Here is a 14,405-nt window from a genome sequence, read left to right as displayed (position 1 = left end):
CTTGACGCACCCCCCTTCAGGGAGAAACATTGCCGCTCACCGGTCGGCATTGCCGAACACCTAACGGCAATACGCGTTAGGGTGTGACAGTGCCGAGGGCCGGTCAAGCCCTGCACAGGTGACGTGCCCCGCTCCTCACGGGTACCCACCTCGGGCGCGATCCACCGGAGGGACCCGGTGTTTCGCCTTCCCCTGGACGAAGGACAAAGGAGTCGCGGGTGTCCAGCTCCGACATCTTCATCGGCGAGACCATCGGTACCGCCATACTCATCCTGCTCGGCGGCGGTGTCTGTGCCGCCGTCACGCTCAAGCGCTCCAAGGCGCAGAACGCCGGCTGGCTGGCCATCACCTTCGGGTGGGGCTTCGCCGTGCTGACGGGCGCCTACATAGCCTCCGGCGTGTCCGGAGCGCACCTCAACCCCGCGGTCACGATCGGCCTCGCGATCCAGGGCGGCACCGCGTGGAGCGATGTCCCTCTGTACCTCGCCTCCGAGCTGCTCGGAGCGATGATCGGTGCCGTGCTCGTCTGGGCCGTCTACTACGGACAGTTCCACGCGCACCTCACCGATCCCGAGATCGTGAAGGACCAGCCGGCCGAGGAAGGCCTGGTGGACCAGACATCGGCCCCGAAGGCCGGCCCCGTGCTCGGCATCTTCACCACCGGTCCGGAGATCCGGAACGCGGTGCAGAACGTCGTCACGGAGGTCATCGCCACCTTCGTGCTGGTCCTGGCGATCCTCACCCAGGGCCTCAACGACGAGGGCAACGGCCTCGGCGCCCTGGGTGCCCTGATCACCTCGCTGGTGGTCGTGGGGATCGGTCTGTCGCTCGGCGGCCCGACCGGTTACGCGATCAACCCGGTGCGCGACCTCGGCCCGAGGATCGTGCACGCCCTTCTGCCTCTGCCGAACAAGGGCGGGTCGGACTGGGGCTACGCCTGGGTACCGGTGGTAGGACCGCTCATCGGGGCCGCACTGGCCGGCGGGCTCTACAACCTCGCCTTCGCCTGAGCCGCACCCTCCACACCACACAGACTTCCGGGAGCCAACCGTGACCGACGCACACACCACCGGCCCGTTCATCGCGGCCATCGACCAGGGCACCACCTCCAGCCGCTGCATCGTCTTCGACAAGGACGGCCGGATCGTCTCCGTCGACCAGAAGGAGCACGAGCAGATCTTCCCCAAGCCGGGCTGGGTCGAGCACGACGCCAAGGAGATCTGGGAGAACGTCCAGGAGGTCGTGGCCGGGGCGATCGTCAAGGCAGGCATCACCGCCGCCGACGTCAAGGCGATCGGTATCACCAACCAGCGCGAGACCACCCTGCTGTGGGACAAGAACACCGGTGAGCCGGTGTACAACGCCCTCGTCTGGCAGGACACCCGCACCGACGCCCTCTGCAAGGAGCTCGGCCGCAACGTCGGCCAGGACCGCTTCCGCCGCGAGACCGGGCTGCCCCTCGCCTCGTACTTCGCCGGCCCGAAGGTCCGCTGGCTCCTCGACAACGTGGAGGGCCTGCGCGAGCGCGCCGAGCGGGGCGACATCCTCTTCGGCACCATGGACTCCTGGGTCATCTGGAATCTGACCGGCGGCACCGACGGCGGCGTCCACGTCACCGACGTCACCAACGCCTCGCGCACCCTCCTGATGAACCTGCACACGATGCAGTGGGACGAGAAGATCCTCAGTTCCATCGACATCCCCTCCGCACTGCTGCCGGAGATCCGGTCCTCCGCCGAGGTCTACGGCACCGCCAAGGGCGGCGTGCTCGACGGTGTCCCGGTGGCCTCCGCGCTGGGCGACCAGCAGGCCGCACTGTTCGGCCAGACGTGTTTCGCCCAGGGCGAGGCGAAGTCCACGTACGGCACCGGCACCTTCATGCTGATCAACACCGGCGAGACCCCCGTCAACTCGTACAACGGGCTGCTGACGACGGTCGGCTACCGGATCGGCGACCAGAAGGCGGTGTACGCGCTGGAGGGGTCCATCGCCGTCACCGGCTCGCTCGTCCAGTGGATGCGCGACCAGATGGGCCTGATCAAGTCCGCGGCCGAGATCGAGACCCTCGCCTCCTCCGTCGAGGACAACGGCGGGGCCTACTTCGTCCCCGCGTTCTCCGGTCTGTTCGCCCCGTACTGGCGTCCCGACGCCCGTGGTGTCATCGCCGGCCTCACCCGGTACGTCACCAAGGCGCACATCGCCCGTGCCGTGCTCGAGGCGACCGCCTGGCAGACCCGCGAGATCAGCGACGCCATGACCAAGGACTCCGGCGTCGAGCTGACCGCGCTCAAGGTCGACGGCGGAATGACCTCCAACAACCTGCTGATGCAGACGCTCTCCGACTTCCTGGACGCGCCCGTGGTGCGTCCGATGGTCGCCGAGACGACCTGCCTCGGCGCGGCCTACGCCGCCGGCCTCGCCGTCGGCTTCTGGCCGGACACCGACGCGCTGCGCGCCAACTGGCGCCGAGCCGCCGAGTGGACCCCCCGCATGGACGCGGCCACCCGTGACCGCGAGTACAAGAGCTGGCTCAAGGCCGTCGAACGGACCATGGGCTGGATCGACGACGACGAGAGCTGAGGAGCAATCGACATGACCACCCTGCAGAGCGTCCCCGCCCTCGGGACGCATCCGGCCTCCGGCTCCCTCCCGAGCCGTGCCGAGACCCGGGAGCAGCTTTCCAAGGCGACGTACGACCTCCTGGTGATCGGCGGCGGCATCCTGGGCATCTCCACCGCCTGGCATGCCGCGCAGTCCGGGCTGCGGGTGGCCCTGGTGGACGCCGGCGACTTCGCCGGCGCCACCTCCTCCGCCTCCTCCAAGCTGCTCCACGGCGGTCTGCGCTACCTCCAGACCGGCGCGGTGAAGCTGGTCGCGGAGAACCACTTCGAACGCCGCGCGGTCTCCCGCCAGGTCGCCCCGCACCTGGCCAGCCCGCTCACCTTCTACCTGCCCGTCTACAAGGGCGGCCCGCACGGCGCCGCCAAGCTCGGCGCGGGCGTCTTCGCCTACTCGGCGCTGTCCGCCTTCGGCGACGGCGTCGGCCATGTGATCAGCCCGGCACGGGCGCAGCGCGATGTGCCCGAGCTGCGCACCGACAACCTGAAGGCCGTCGCGGTCTACGGCGACGACCAGATGAACGACGCGCGGATGGCACTGATGACGGTCCGCGCGGCCGTCGACGCCGGCGCCGTCGTCCTCAACCACGCGGCGGTGACCGGGCTGCGGTTCACCAGGGGCCGGGTCACCGGCGCCGAGCTGGAGGACCGTCAGGACGGTACGGAGTTCGGCGTCGACGCCCGCCTCGTGCTGAACGCCACCGGCCCGTGGGTCGACCACCTGCGCAAGCTGGAGGACCCGAACGCGGCGCCTTCCATACGCCTGTCCAAGGGCGCGCACCTGGTCCTCAGGCGGACCCGCCCGTGGAAGGCGGCGCTGGCGACCCCGATCGACAAGTACCGGATCACGTTCGCCCTGCCGTGGGAGGACATGCTGCTGCTCGGCACCACCGACGAGGAGTACGAGGGCGACCCGGCCGACGTCGCGGTCACCGAGAAGGACACGGCGCAGATCCTCGACGAGGCCGCCTTCTCCGTACGGGACCAGCAGCTGTCCCGTGATCTGATCACGTACTCCTTCGCGGGACTCCGGGTGCTGCCCGGCGGCCCGGGTGACACGTCCAAGGCCAAGCGCGAGACGGTCGTGACCGAGGGACGCGGCGGGATGCTGTCCGTCGCGGGCGGCAAGTGGACGACGTTCCGTCACATCGGCCGTACGGTGATGAACAAGCTGGCCGAACTTCCCGGCCACCCCCTCGCCGAGGACATGGAGCCGATGGCACGGCTGCCCAGGAAGATGCCGCTCCCCGGGATCGCCAACCCGAACGCGGTGGCACACCGGCTGCTGGTCGACGGCGGCGCGCCGGGTCCGCGGATGTCCGCCGACACGGCCCGGCACCTCGCCACCCACTACGGCTCGCTCTCCTTCGACATCGCGCGGCTGGCGAACGAGAACCCCGCGCTGGCCGAGCGCGTCCACCCCGACGCCCCGGAGATCTGGGCGCAGGTGGCGTACGCACGCGACCGCGAGTGGGCCGAGACGGCGGACGACGTGTTGCGCCGCCGTACGACCCTGACGATCCGGGGCCTGGCCACGGACGACATCCGGGGCAGGGTCGAGTCCATGCTGGCCGACGGGCGCTGACCGCGGGCAGGACGCACGCGCGGGGGCGGTCTTCCGGACACGGGAGGCCGCCCCCGGGCCGTGTGCCCTCCTTCACCTCCCCATGGGGATCGGGCTCCGCCGTGGGGCCGCATAATGAGGTCATACATCGGATGTCTTGTGCGCGAGGAGGCCCTGCATGGCCGTCACCGACGAAGCGATCGAGAAGATCAAGGGAATGATCGTCTCGGGTGCGCTGGCCCCGGGCGACCGGCTTCCCAAGGAGAGCGAACTCGCGGCCGAACTGGGACTGTCGCGCAATTCGCTGCGCGAGGCGGTGCGCGCCCTCTCGCTGATCCGGATCCTCGACGTCCGTCAGGGCGACGGCACCTACGTCACCAGCCTGGACCCGCAACTCCTCCTGGAGGCGCTCAGCTTCGTGGTGGACTTCCACCGCGACGACACGGTGCTGGAGTTCTTCGCGGTCCGCCGGATCCTGGAGCCCGCGGCCACCGCGATGGCGGCGCTGCGCATCGGTGAGGAGGAGCTGGACGCCCTGGACGCCCAGCTGGACGCACTGGGTCCGAACCCCTCGGTGGAGGCGCTCGTCGCCGGCGATCTGGAGTTCCACCGCGGCATCGTCCGGCACTCCGGCAACTCGGTGCTCTGCTCCCTGCTGGACGGCCTCTCCGGCCCCACCACCCGCGCCAGGGTGTGGCGCGGGCTGACCCAGGAGGACGCGGTCGGCCGCACCCTGCGCGAGCACCGGGCGATCCTCGCCGCGATGCGGGACCGGGACGCGGAGGCGGCCCGGTCCTGGGCGACGGTGCACGTGGCGAGCGTGGAGCAGTGGCTGCGCTCGACCCTCTGAGCCCCGGTCAGCCCCGTGCGGGGCGCAGCCGCAGTCCCTGCATCCCCCCGTCGACGGCGAGCGCGGTGCCGGTCACGGAGGCGGCCGCCGGGCTCGCCAGGTAGACGACGGCGGCGGCGACCTCGTCCGCGGAGACCAGCCGCCCCAGGGGCTGGCGGGCGTCGAGCGCGGCGCGTTCCGCCGCCGGGTCCTCGGCCCGGTCGAGCAGGCGGCCGATCCAGGGGGTGTCCGCGGTACCGGGGTTGACGCAGTTGACCCTGATCCCTTCCCGGACGTGGTCGGCCGCCATGGCGAGGGTGAGGGAGAGCACGGCGCCCTTGCTCGCGCTGTAGAGCGCGCGTTGCGGCAGACCGGCGGTCGCCGCGATGGAACAGGTCTGGGTGATCGACACGGCCCCCGGGTGTCCGGCGGCGGCCCGGCGCAGATGTGGCAGGGCGTGGCGGGCGGTGCGGACCATGCCGAGCACATTGACGTCCAGCACCCGGGTCCACTCCGCGTCGGTGTTCTCCTCCACCGTGCCGATCGCGCCGACTCCGGCGTTGGAGACCAGGGTGTGGAGGCCGCCCAGCTCCTCGGCGGCCCGGTCGACCGCGTTCCGCACGGCATCGTCGTCCGTCACGTCCGCCCCGAGTGCGAGCACCCCTCCGGGGGCCCCCTCCGGATCGAGGTCGAGCACCGCGACGCGCGCCCCGCGGGCGAGCAGCAGGGCTGCCACGGCGGCCCCGATGCCGGAGGCGCCCCCCGTCACCAGGGCGGACAGTCCGTCGAAATCCTGCGTGCCGGTCATCGGGCGGTCTCCTCGGGGGTACGGCGGGCCTGCCAGACGGGGCCCTGCGGATAGCGGTGCCCGGCGATCGAGGCCGGGAGCATCCGGGCCGAGAAGCCCGGCGCGCGGGGGGTGACGTAGTGGCCTTCCTCGACGACGGCCGGGTCGGCGAAGTGCTCGTGGAGATGGTCGACGTACTCGATGACGCGGTCCTCCCGGCTGCCGGAGACCGCGACGTAGTCGAACATCGAGAGGTGCTGGACCAGTTCACACAGTCCGACGCCTCCGGCGTGGGGGCAGACCGGGACGCCGTACTTCGCGGCGAGCAGCAGGACCGCGAGGTTCTCGTTGACGCCGGCCACGCGTGCGGCGTCGATCTGCACGAAGTCGACGGCGCCCGCCTGGAGCAGCTGCTTGAACACCACCCGGTTGGCGACGTGTTCGCCGGTGGCGACCTTGACGGGCTGGCCGGCGCGTACGGCGGCGTGGCCGAGCACGTCGTCGGGGCTGGTCGGCTCCTCGATCCAGTACGGGTCGTACGGGGCGAGCGCGGTCATCCACTCCACCGCGCCGGCCACGTCCCAGCGCTGGTTGGCGTCGACGGCGATCCGGATGCCGGGCCCGACGGCCTCGCGCGCGAGCCGGAGCCTGCGGACGTCGTCGTCCAGGTCGGCCCCGACCTTCAGCTTGATCTGGGTGAAGCCGTCGGCGACGGCCTCCTTGCACAGACGCACGAGCTTGTCGTCGTCGTACCCCAGCCAGCCGGGCGACGTCGTGTACGCCGGATATCCCTCGGCGAGGAGCCGCCCGGTGCGCTCGGCACGGCCCGGCTCCGCGGTGCGGAGGATGCCGAGCGCCTCCTCCGGGGTGAGGGCGTCCGTGAGGTAGCGGAAGTCGACGAGGGAGACGAGCTCCTCCGGGGTCATCTCCGCCAGGAACTGCCAGACGGGCCGGCCCGCGAGCCGCGCCGCGAGGTCCCAGGCCGCGTTGACGACGGCCCCGGCCGCCATGTGCATCACCCCCTTCTCGGGGCCGAGCCAGCGCAGTTGCGAGTCGTGCGTGAGTCTGCGGTGGAGGGCGGCCAGGTCGGCGGCGGTCCGTGGGGCCGGGCGGCCGACGACATGGGGCCGGAGCGCGCCGATGGCGGCGGCCATGACATCGTTGCCGCGGCCGATGGTGAAGCAGAAGCCGTGCCCCTCCTCGCCGGGGCCGCGCGTGCCGTCCGGGCCCTCGGTACCGACCGTCGTGCCGTGGGTCGCGCCGTCCGTGCGCAGGACGACGTAGGCGGCGGAGTAGTCCGGGTCGGGGTTCATGGCGTCCGAGCCGTCCAGCTCTTCCGAGGTGGGGAACCGGACGTCCTCGACCTCGAGATCCGTGACGGTCAGAGTCATGTGCGCCCCCAGGAAAATAACATCGGATCTCTCAATGGTCATCCGATGTATAGCCCCCCGTGACCTGCGGAGTCCAGGGCTCAGCCGAAAATTGATCACTTTCGACCGGTACAGCTCGGATGAATCAAGGGGTGGCACGGTTCACCTCCGCACGCAAACGGGCTGCGGCGGAACAGGGTGGAAGCCGTAAGGTTGGTCCGTACACAAGGGAACTTCGGAAGGAGGCCTGGGTGATCGAGCTCGAGGGGGTACCCGAGCTGATCGACCCGGTCATGGTGGCCGCGTTCGAGGGCTGGAACGACGCCGGTGACGCCGCCTCCACAGCGGTCGCGCATCTGGACCGGGAGTGGAAGGGCGAGGTCTTCGCGGCGCTCGACGCCGAGGACTACTACGACTTCCAGGTCAATCGGCCCACGGTGTGGCTGGACGGCGGGACACGCAAGATCACCTGGCCCACCACGCGACTCTCCGTGGTCCGGGTCGGCGGCGAGAAACCACGTGACCTGGTGCTGATCCGCGGCATCGAGCCCTCCATGCGCTGGCGTTCGTACTGCAACGAGATCCTGGGCTTCGCCCATGAGCTGGGCGTCGAGATGGTCGTGATCCTGGGGGCGCTGCTCGGCGACACCCCGCACACCAGGCCGGTGCCCGTCAGCGGCGTCACCTCGGATCCCGACCTGGCCAGGACGATGGACCTTGAGGAGACCCGCTACGAGGGTCCGACCGGCATCGTGGGCATCCTCCAGGAGGCGTGCACGCATGCGGGGGTGCCCGCGGTGAGCCTGTGGGCGGCGGTGCCGCACTACGTGTCGCAGCCGCCGAACCCGAAGGCGACGCTGGCGCTGCTGAACCGTCTCGAGGACCTCCTCGGGATGCGCATCCCGCTGGGCGAGCTGCCCGAGGACGCCCGCGCCTGGCAGCTCGGGGTCGACCAGCTGGCCGCGGAGGACAGCGAGGTCGCGGAGTACGTGCAGACGCTGGAGGAGGCACGGGACACCGCAGAGCTGCCCGAGGCGTCCGGCGAGGCGATCGCGCGCGAGTTCGAGCGCTATCTGCGGCGCAGGGACGTCAACGGTCCCGGCCAGGCGCCGGGCGGTCATGCCACGGAGAGCGGCGACGTGCCGTATCTGCGGGACACCTCCGGCGGCCGCACGAGACCGCCGAAGCCGCAGCGCCCGGAGAAGGGGCGGCCGAAGGACGGCGACGGGAGCACGGCGCCCGAGGATCCGCCCGCGGGCCCGGACGAGGACTCCTCGGACGGCTGACCGGGCCGCCGGCCGCATGTGCGACGGCCCCGTACCTCGCGATCCCTCGCGAGGTACGGGGCCGTCCGGCGTTCCGGGGGGGGGGCGGGCCTACCGGCGTTCCGGGAGTGCGGGCTAGAGGGCGACGCCCAGCAGGGCGTCGACGGTGCGCGAGACCAGGCCGGGCGCGCCCTCGTCCGTGCCGCCGCCCGCGCTCTGCCGCTCGGCCCAGCGGTCCACGGCGGCGAGTGCGGCCGGGGCGTCCAGGTCGTCGGCCAGGGCGTCGCGGACCTCCTCGACCAAGGCGTCGGCGGAGATCCCGTCGGGCCGGGAGACGGCCGCACGCCAGCGGGCGAGACGCGCGACGGCGTCGGCGAGGACCTGGTCGGTCCACTCCCAGTCGGCCCGGTAGTGGTGCGCGAGCAGGGCGAGCCTGATCGCGGCGGGATCCACGTCGGCCCGGCGCAGCGCCGACACGAAGACGAGGTTGCCCTTGGACTTGGACATCTTCTCGCCGTCGAGGGCGACCATGCCGGCGTGCACGTAGGCGCGGGCGAACGGGTGCTCGCCCGTCAGCACCTGGGCGTGCGAGGCGCCCATCTCGTGGTGCGGGAAGGCGAGGTCGGAACCGCCGCCCTGGACGTCGAAGGTCATGCCCAGGTGGTCGAGCGCGATGGCGACGCACTCGATGTGCCAGCCGGGGCGGCCGGCGCCGAGCGTGCCGCCGTCCCAGCTCGGCTCGCCCTCACGGGCCGCCATCCAGAGCATCGGGTCGAGGGGGTTCTTCTTGCCGGGGCGCTCCGGGTCCCCGCCGCGCTCGGCGGAGAGCAGCCGCATGGCCTCGGCGTCGAGGCCCGAGACCTCTCCGAAGTGCGGGTCGCAGTCCACGGAGAAGTACACGTCGCCGTCGAGTTCGTAGGCGGCACCCGCGTCACGGAGGCGTTCCACCAGCGGGACGATGCCGGGTATCGCCTCCACCGCGCCGATGTAGTGCTTCGGGGGAAGCATGCGCAGCGCGGTCATGTCCTCCCGGAAGAGCGCCGTCTCGCGCTCCGCGAGCTCGGTCCAGTCCTCGCCGTCGCGCACGGCCCGCTCCAGCAGCGGATCATCCACGTCGGTCACGTTCTGGACGTAGTGAACCTGCCGCTTGGTGTCGAGCCACACGCGCTGAACGAGGTCGAACGCGTTGTAGGTCGCCGCATGACCCATGTGGGTCGCGTCGTACGGCGTGATGCCGCAGACGTAGATGCGGGCGACGGGACCGGGGTCAAGGGTGATCCGTCCGCCGGTCGCGGTGTCGTGGATCCGAAGGTCGCGGCCCTTGCCAGGAAGGGCGGGGACCTCAGAAGCGGGCCAGGCATGCATGTCATGAGCGTAACCGGACGATGCTTCCGGATACGAACCGGATGGCAGATCGTGGCCGAGGAGGCGGTCTTGCGCGCGGGCCGCTCTTCGTGCGGCCGGCCGGGGCGGAGGACCGCGGGGCCGGGGCGCCGTCGGGCCCGCCGCACGCCCGCCGCCCGCCCGGGGCCGGGTGCGCACGGCGGAGGGGCGGCTCACCGGTGGTGGGGCGGCTCACCGGCGGCAGGGCGGCTCATGGCGCGGGTGGCAGGGCCGTGCACGTCACACGGGGGGCCAGGGGATCGGCGGCCAGTCCCCGCTCGGCTGCGGGTGCCGGCCGGCCGTGCGGAGACCCTCCACACGGCCGCGCAGGGCGTCGAGTTCCGCAGCCGTGATCAGTTCCCCCAACCGGGTGGCGAGCGCCGCTCCCGGTTCGAGGCCGGCGGACAGCCGGCCGAGCACCTCGGTGGCCTCCGGGGTCAGCGGCTCGCCCGCCCACCCCCAGAACAGCGTCCGCAGCTTGTCGTCCGCGTTGAGGGTGACACCGTGGTCGATCCCGTACAGCCGCCCGCCGGGTGCGGCGAGCAGGTGTCCGCCCTTGCGGTCACCGTTGTTGATCACCGCGTCGAGGACCGCGAGCCTGCGCAGCCGGGGGTCGTCGGCATGGACCAGCAGCGCCGTCCTCCCCTCCCCCACGTCGGCGAGGCCGACGGCCTTCCAGCCGTCGCCCGGTTCCTCGGTGTCGACGAGCGCGAGCAGGGGCGGCAGCCCGTCGGAGGGGGTGGCCTCCTCGTCCGCCTCGATCCACAGCTGGCACATCCCCTCGCCGTAAGGGCCCTCCCGCAGCACCGTGGGCGGCACGAGGCCCCAGCCGGTGGCCTCGGAGATCTCGTACGCGGCGACCTCGCGCTGGGCGAGCGTGCCGTCGGGGAAGTCCCACAGCGGCTGCTCCCCGGCGACCGGCTTGTAGACGCAGGTGCGCTCCTCGCCCTCATGGGCGACCGTGCAGTACAGGACCGCGTTCGACGCGCCCCTGACCTGGCCGAGGACCGTGAGCTCCCCCTCGGCGAGCAGGGTGCGCAGCCCGGCCTCCGTCAGGCCCCGCGACGGTATCCGTTCTGGCGCGGGCATACGTGTCCTTCCGGATCGAGGGGGAGGCTGCACAGCGGGCAGGGCGGGCGGCCGGCGTTCACGACGTCCAGGGCGCGCTTGGCGAACGCGCGCGCCTGGGCACCGCTCAGCCGGACGCGCAGCATCGGCGGGCCGTTCTCCTCGTCCTGCAGAAGCCTTTCCTCGGCCTCCGCGAGATCGTCGTCGGAGTCGGCGTCCAGCTCGACGAGAGCCTGCGCCTCGACGATCATGCGCTGCTCCTCGCCGTCCCAGGCGAGGGCCATCGTGCCGACCCTGAACTCCTCCTCGACGGGGGCGTCGAGCGGCGCGGTGTCGGTGACGTCCATGGGCGCCACCGCGGGCACCGGTGAGTTGCCGCCGGTACGCCGTACGACCTCGTCGAGGAGTTCGTCGATCCGCTCGGCCAACGCGGAGACCTGGGTCTTCTCCAGGGCCACACTCGTGACCCGTCCTCGCGAGGATGCCTGCAGGAAAAACGTACGGCGGCCAGGCAGCCCGACCGTACCGGCCACGAAACGGTCCGGCGGGTCGTAGAGGAACACCTGACGGGACACGTCCTGTCTCCCTTGGAATGAGATGGCGGATGGGGGGCGGCCCCGGGGCCCGGCGGGAGGTCCCGCACGGGCTCTACGGCGCGTCCACCCTACTGCGCGGAGCGATCACGGTGCCCCAGCGCCGCCCCCGACGGCCGCGTCCGTCCCCGTGTCCCCCGCCGCGTCGGCCCCGATGGCCTGCTCACGCGGTGCGAGGGAGGCGAAGTCGCCGGTGTCGCCGAGGCGGAGGAGGAAGGGCCGCAGCCGGGTGTAGCGGATCGCGGTGACGGAGCAGGGGTCGGCCTGGACACGCTGGAAGAGGTCGAGGTGCATGCCGAGGGCGTCGGCGACCAGCGACTTGATGATGTCGCCGTGCGAGCACATCACATAGGTGGCCTCCTCGCCGTGTTCCGCCTCGACACGGGCGTTCCACTCCCGCACGGCGTCGACCGCCCGCGCCTGCATGGCGCGCATGGACTCGCCGCCGGGGAAGGCGGCGGCCGAGGGGTGCTGCTGGACGACCTTCATGAGCGGTTCGTCGGAGAGTTCGGCGAGCTTGCGCCCGGACCAGTCCCCGTAGTCGCACTCGCTGATCCGGTCCTCGGTGTGCAGCGGAAGCTCCGGGCGGGCGTCGAGCAGCGGCTGGAGCGTCTCCCGGCACCGCTGCAACGGGCTGCTGACCGCGGCGACGAGATCGAGGGCGGAGAGCCGGCCGGGCAGCGCAGCGGCCTGTGCGGCACCGCGTTCGTCGAGGGAGACCCCCGGGGTCCGGCCCGCGAGCACTCCGGAGGTGTTGGCGGTCGAGCGTCCGTGACGTACAAGGATGAGCGTGGGCATACCCGCCAGGGTAGAGGTGCGTGAACCCGGAGCGGCAGGGAACAATGCGCGGGTGATCGTCGACTGCGGAATCTACCGGGACGGGCGCCGGACCGAGGGCCCCTCCGACTTCTCCGATGCCCTCGACGAGGCACGGGCTGCCGGGGACGCCTTCGTCTGGATCGGCCTGCACGAGCCCACCGAGAAGGAGTTCGACCTCGTCAGCAGCGAGTTCGCGCTGCATCCGCTGGCGGTGGAGGACGCCCTGCGGGCCCATCAGCGGCCCAAACTGGAGATCTACGACGACTCGCTGTTCGTGGTGATCAAGCCCGTGGTCTACGAGCAGGAGAGCGACACCGTGAGCGCCGGTGAGCTGATGCTGTTCATAGGCGATTCCTTCGTGGTGACGGTGCGGCACGGCGAGGGCGCGCCCCTCGCCGCGGTGCGGAGCCGGCTGGAGGCCGAGCCCGAGGTCCTCAGGCACGGGCCGACGTCGGTGCTCTACGCGGTGAGCGACGCGGTCGTCGACCACTACATCGAGGTCGCCGCCGAGCTCCAGGTCGACCTGGAGGAGCTGGAGGCCCAGGTCTTCGCCCCGACGGGGTCCAGGGACACCGCGAACACCGCCGCGAGCATCTACACCTTCAAGCGGCAGGTGCTCGAGTTCCGCCGGGCGACCAGCCCGCTGGGCGCCCCGATGGCGCGGCTGTCGAGCGCGGGCGTGCCGTTCGTCGACACCGGCTCGCAGCCCTTCTTCCGGGACGTGAACGACCACCTGACGCGTGCCGTCGAGCACGTGGAGGGGCTCGACCGGCTGCTCTCGGACATCCTGTCGGCGCACCTGGCGCAGGTGGGGGTGCGGCAGAACGACGATATGCGGAAGATCTCGGCGTGGGCCGCCATGGCCGCCGTTCCGACCATGGTGGCCGGGATCTACGGGATGAACTTCCGCCACATGCCGGAGCTCGACTGGGCCTGGACCTATCCGGCGGTGATCGTACTGATGGGCGTCGCGGTCGCCGGGCTCTACCGCCTGTTCAAGCGCCGCGGCTGGATGTAGGGCAGCCTCCCCCGGCCGGCGCCCGTCACGGGGCTCCCCCGGCCCGCGCCGGTCTCAGGCGTACTCGGTCTCGGGCGCGGGCGTGCCGCCCAGCGCGTCGCGCAGGGCGGGATGCCGGAGGCTGACCATGCGCCGCCACCCCAGCAGCCGCTCGTAGCGGTACATCGCGTGGATGCCCGCGGCCAGCAGGGCGGACTTGGCGCGGGGCCAGCCGAGCACGGCGCCCATGTGGCTCATGACGGCGAGGCTGACGTCCCGGTACACCCGGATCTCGGCCTCGGCACACTCCCGCAGCACGGACTGGATCGTCCTGCCGTGGCCGGCGCGGGCGAAACGGAGGAGTTCCTCGTGGCAGTACGCGAGGTGGTTGTCCTCGTCCCGGGAGATCATTCTCACCGCGCGGCCGAGTACGGGGTGGTCGGCGAAGTGCCTCAGCAGGAGACGCATCTGCTCGGAGGCCCGCTGCTCGGTGACCCTGCTGTGGGCCAGGTAGACGATGACGTCCCGCTCGGTCAGCGGCTCCTCACGGCTGAGCCGGTCGTGGGCGAGGCCGATGCCGTGGCGCTCCAGGAGGAGGGTGTAGTCGGTCTCGTACGGCACCGCCACGGGCTGGAGTCCGCGCTGCTTCAGCAGGGCGTTGAAGATCCGGCCGTGCTTGTCCTCGTCGGCGCCGTGCCGGGCGACCTTGGGGGCGAGCTCGCTCAGTGACGGGGGGACGAGTGCCGCGATGCGCCCGTTCTCCCAGCCGCCCTGCGACTCGCCGCCGGCAGCGATCGAGCAGAACAGCCTGAACGACTCGTCGTTGTCGAGGATCTCCTGGAACAGACTCTTTGCCGAGAGCATCACTGCCACCTTTCGCACCGGTGTCCGCAGAGGCACAGTCAAATTCGGTACGCGTCGGTAGGCAACACGAAGGGGATCCGGCAGGGCCGAACGGGCTCCGTACGAGGGCCGGACCTGCCCGGGCGTCCCGGGAGGAGTACGGGGCGTAACCCGCGGACCGCCGTGGGCGTTGTTCCGTACGACGGCCGTGGCGGGGAGGACCCCCGAGCCCCCACCACGGCCGTAGTGCTGCGCCGGTGCCGTTTCTA

Annotated in this window: 13 protein-coding genes; 6 read left to right on the top strand and 7 right to left on the bottom strand. The window is 71.6% G+C overall.

Features of this window, described 5'->3' with window-relative positions; genetic code table 11:
- Positions 1-218 precede the first annotated feature (218 nt).
- The 4 genes from ACFC51_RS16930 to ACFC51_RS16915 all read left to right on the top strand — a co-directional run bounded on the left by ACFC51_RS16930 (position 219) and on the right by ACFC51_RS16915 (position 5,032).
- The gene (locus ACFC51_RS16930; RefSeq protein WP_376369659.1) at positions 219-1,010 is read left to right on the top strand and encodes an MIP/aquaporin family protein; all 792 of its coding nucleotides are present in this window, start codon (positions 219-221) and stop codon (positions 1,008-1,010) included.
- Between the two features lie 40 nt (positions 1,011-1,050).
- Positions 1,051-2,580, top strand: coding sequence for a glycerol kinase GlpK (gene glpK / locus ACFC51_RS16925; protein ID WP_376369660.1), 1,530 nt, complete (start codon positions 1,051-1,053; stop codon positions 2,578-2,580).
- Positions 2,581-2,592: 12 nt separating this feature from the next.
- The gene (locus tag ACFC51_RS16920) at positions 2,593-4,203 is read left to right on the top strand and encodes an FAD-dependent oxidoreductase (protein WP_376529387.1); all 1,611 of its coding nucleotides are present in this window, start codon (positions 2,593-2,595) and stop codon (positions 4,201-4,203) included.
- Between the two features lie 157 nt (positions 4,204-4,360).
- Positions 4,361-5,032, top strand: a complete 672-nt coding sequence (locus tag ACFC51_RS16915) for a FadR/GntR family transcriptional regulator (protein WP_376369663.1) — start codon at positions 4,361-4,363, stop codon at positions 5,030-5,032.
- A gap of 7 nt (positions 5,033-5,039) precedes the next feature.
- On the opposite strand, the gene ACFC51_RS16910 is transcribed toward ACFC51_RS16915, so the two are convergent.
- Positions 5,040-5,819 carry an SDR family NAD(P)-dependent oxidoreductase gene (locus tag ACFC51_RS16910; RefSeq protein ID WP_376529384.1) on the bottom strand — a complete coding sequence of 260 codons (780 nt, stop codon included), beginning with the start codon at positions 5,817-5,819 and terminating at the stop codon, positions 5,040-5,042.
- Positions 5,816-7,189, bottom strand: a complete 1,374-nt coding sequence (locus ACFC51_RS16905; protein ID WP_376529656.1) for an L-fuconate dehydratase — start codon at positions 7,187-7,189, stop codon at positions 5,816-5,818. Before ACFC51_RS16905 ends, ACFC51_RS16910 begins: the two co-directional genes overlap by 4 nt.
- Before the next feature lie 230 nt (positions 7,190-7,419).
- Between ACFC51_RS16905 and ACFC51_RS16900 the strand changes: the two genes are divergently transcribed.
- Positions 7,420-8,454 (top strand): PAC2 family protein, encoded by a 1,035-nt coding sequence (locus ACFC51_RS16900; protein ID WP_376369666.1) that lies wholly within the window; start codon positions 7,420-7,422, stop codon positions 8,452-8,454.
- Between the two features lie 114 nt (positions 8,455-8,568).
- On the opposite strand, the gene mshC is transcribed toward ACFC51_RS16900, so the two are convergent.
- The 4 genes from mshC to ACFC51_RS16880 all read right to left on the bottom strand — a co-directional run bounded on the left by mshC (position 8,569) and on the right by ACFC51_RS16880 (position 12,275).
- On the bottom strand, positions 8,569-9,798 hold the full coding sequence (gene mshC, locus ACFC51_RS16895; RefSeq protein ID WP_376529382.1) for a cysteine--1-D-myo-inosityl 2-amino-2-deoxy-alpha-D-glucopyranoside ligase: 1,230 nt from the start codon (positions 9,796-9,798) through the stop codon (positions 8,569-8,571).
- A gap of 258 nt (positions 9,799-10,056) precedes the next feature.
- Positions 10,057-10,905: an SCO1664 family protein gene (locus tag ACFC51_RS16890; RefSeq protein ID WP_376369668.1), complete on the bottom strand. Its 849-nt coding sequence runs from the start codon at positions 10,903-10,905 to the stop codon at positions 10,057-10,059.
- Positions 10,869-11,459, bottom strand: a complete 591-nt coding sequence (locus ACFC51_RS16885) for a DUF3090 domain-containing protein (RefSeq protein WP_329227024.1) — start codon at positions 11,457-11,459, stop codon at positions 10,869-10,871. The genes ACFC51_RS16890 and ACFC51_RS16885 overlap by 37 nt, the downstream gene beginning before the upstream one ends.
- Before the next feature lie 105 nt (positions 11,460-11,564).
- A complete protein-coding gene (locus ACFC51_RS16880) occupies positions 11,565-12,275 on the bottom strand; it encodes a histidine phosphatase family protein (RefSeq protein WP_376529380.1) in 711 nt (236 codons plus the stop codon).
- 52 nt (positions 12,276-12,327) lie between these two features.
- On the opposite strand from ACFC51_RS16880, the gene corA reads away from it, so the two are divergent.
- The gene (gene corA, locus ACFC51_RS16875) at positions 12,328-13,314 is read left to right on the top strand and encodes a magnesium/cobalt transporter CorA (protein ID WP_376529378.1); all 987 of its coding nucleotides are present in this window, start codon (positions 12,328-12,330) and stop codon (positions 13,312-13,314) included.
- 54 nt (positions 13,315-13,368) lie between these two features.
- Here the strand turns inward: corA and ACFC51_RS16870 are convergent, their stop codons facing one another.
- Positions 13,369-14,157 (bottom strand): ferritin-like domain-containing protein, encoded by a 789-nt coding sequence (locus tag ACFC51_RS16870; RefSeq protein WP_376369673.1) that lies wholly within the window; start codon positions 14,155-14,157, stop codon positions 13,369-13,371.
- Positions 14,158-14,405 lie beyond the last annotated feature (248 nt).

The sequence above is a fragment of the Streptomyces sp. NPDC055962 genome (assembly GCF_042270185.1).
Classification (GTDB): Bacteria; Actinomycetota; Actinomycetes; order Streptomycetales; family Streptomycetaceae; genus Streptomyces.
Note: the sequence above shows the minus strand (reverse complement) of the source record. Positions and strands in the feature narration are given on the sequence as shown.

Excerpts from the sequence above, each read along its gene's own strand:
- ACFC51_RS16920 (WP_376529387.1), top strand. The coding sequence starts at position 2,593 with ATGACCACCCTGCAGAGCGTCCCCGCCCTCGGGACGCATCCGGCCTCC.
- ACFC51_RS16915 (WP_376369663.1), top strand. The coding sequence starts at position 4,361 with ATGGCCGTCACCGACGAAGCGATCGAGAAGATCAAGGGAATGATCGTC.
- ACFC51_RS16910 (WP_376529384.1), bottom strand. The coding sequence starts at position 5,819 with ATGACCGGCACGCAGGATTTCGACGGACTGTCCGCCCTGGTGACGGGG.
- ACFC51_RS16905 (WP_376529656.1), bottom strand. The coding sequence starts at position 7,189 with ATGACTCTGACCGTCACGGATCTCGAGGTCGAGGACGTCCGGTTCCCC.
- mshC (WP_376529382.1), bottom strand. The coding sequence starts at position 9,798 with ATGCATGCCTGGCCCGCTTCTGAGGTCCCCGCCCTTCCTGGCAAGGGC.
- ACFC51_RS16890 (WP_376369668.1), bottom strand. The coding sequence starts at position 10,905 with ATGCCCGCGCCAGAACGGATACCGTCGCGGGGCCTGACGGAGGCCGGG.
- ACFC51_RS16880 (WP_376529380.1), bottom strand. The coding sequence starts at position 12,275 with ATGCCCACGCTCATCCTTGTACGTCACGGACGCTCGACCGCCAACACC.
- ACFC51_RS16870 (WP_376369673.1), bottom strand. The coding sequence starts at position 14,157 with ATGCTCTCGGCAAAGAGTCTGTTCCAGGAGATCCTCGACAACGACGAG.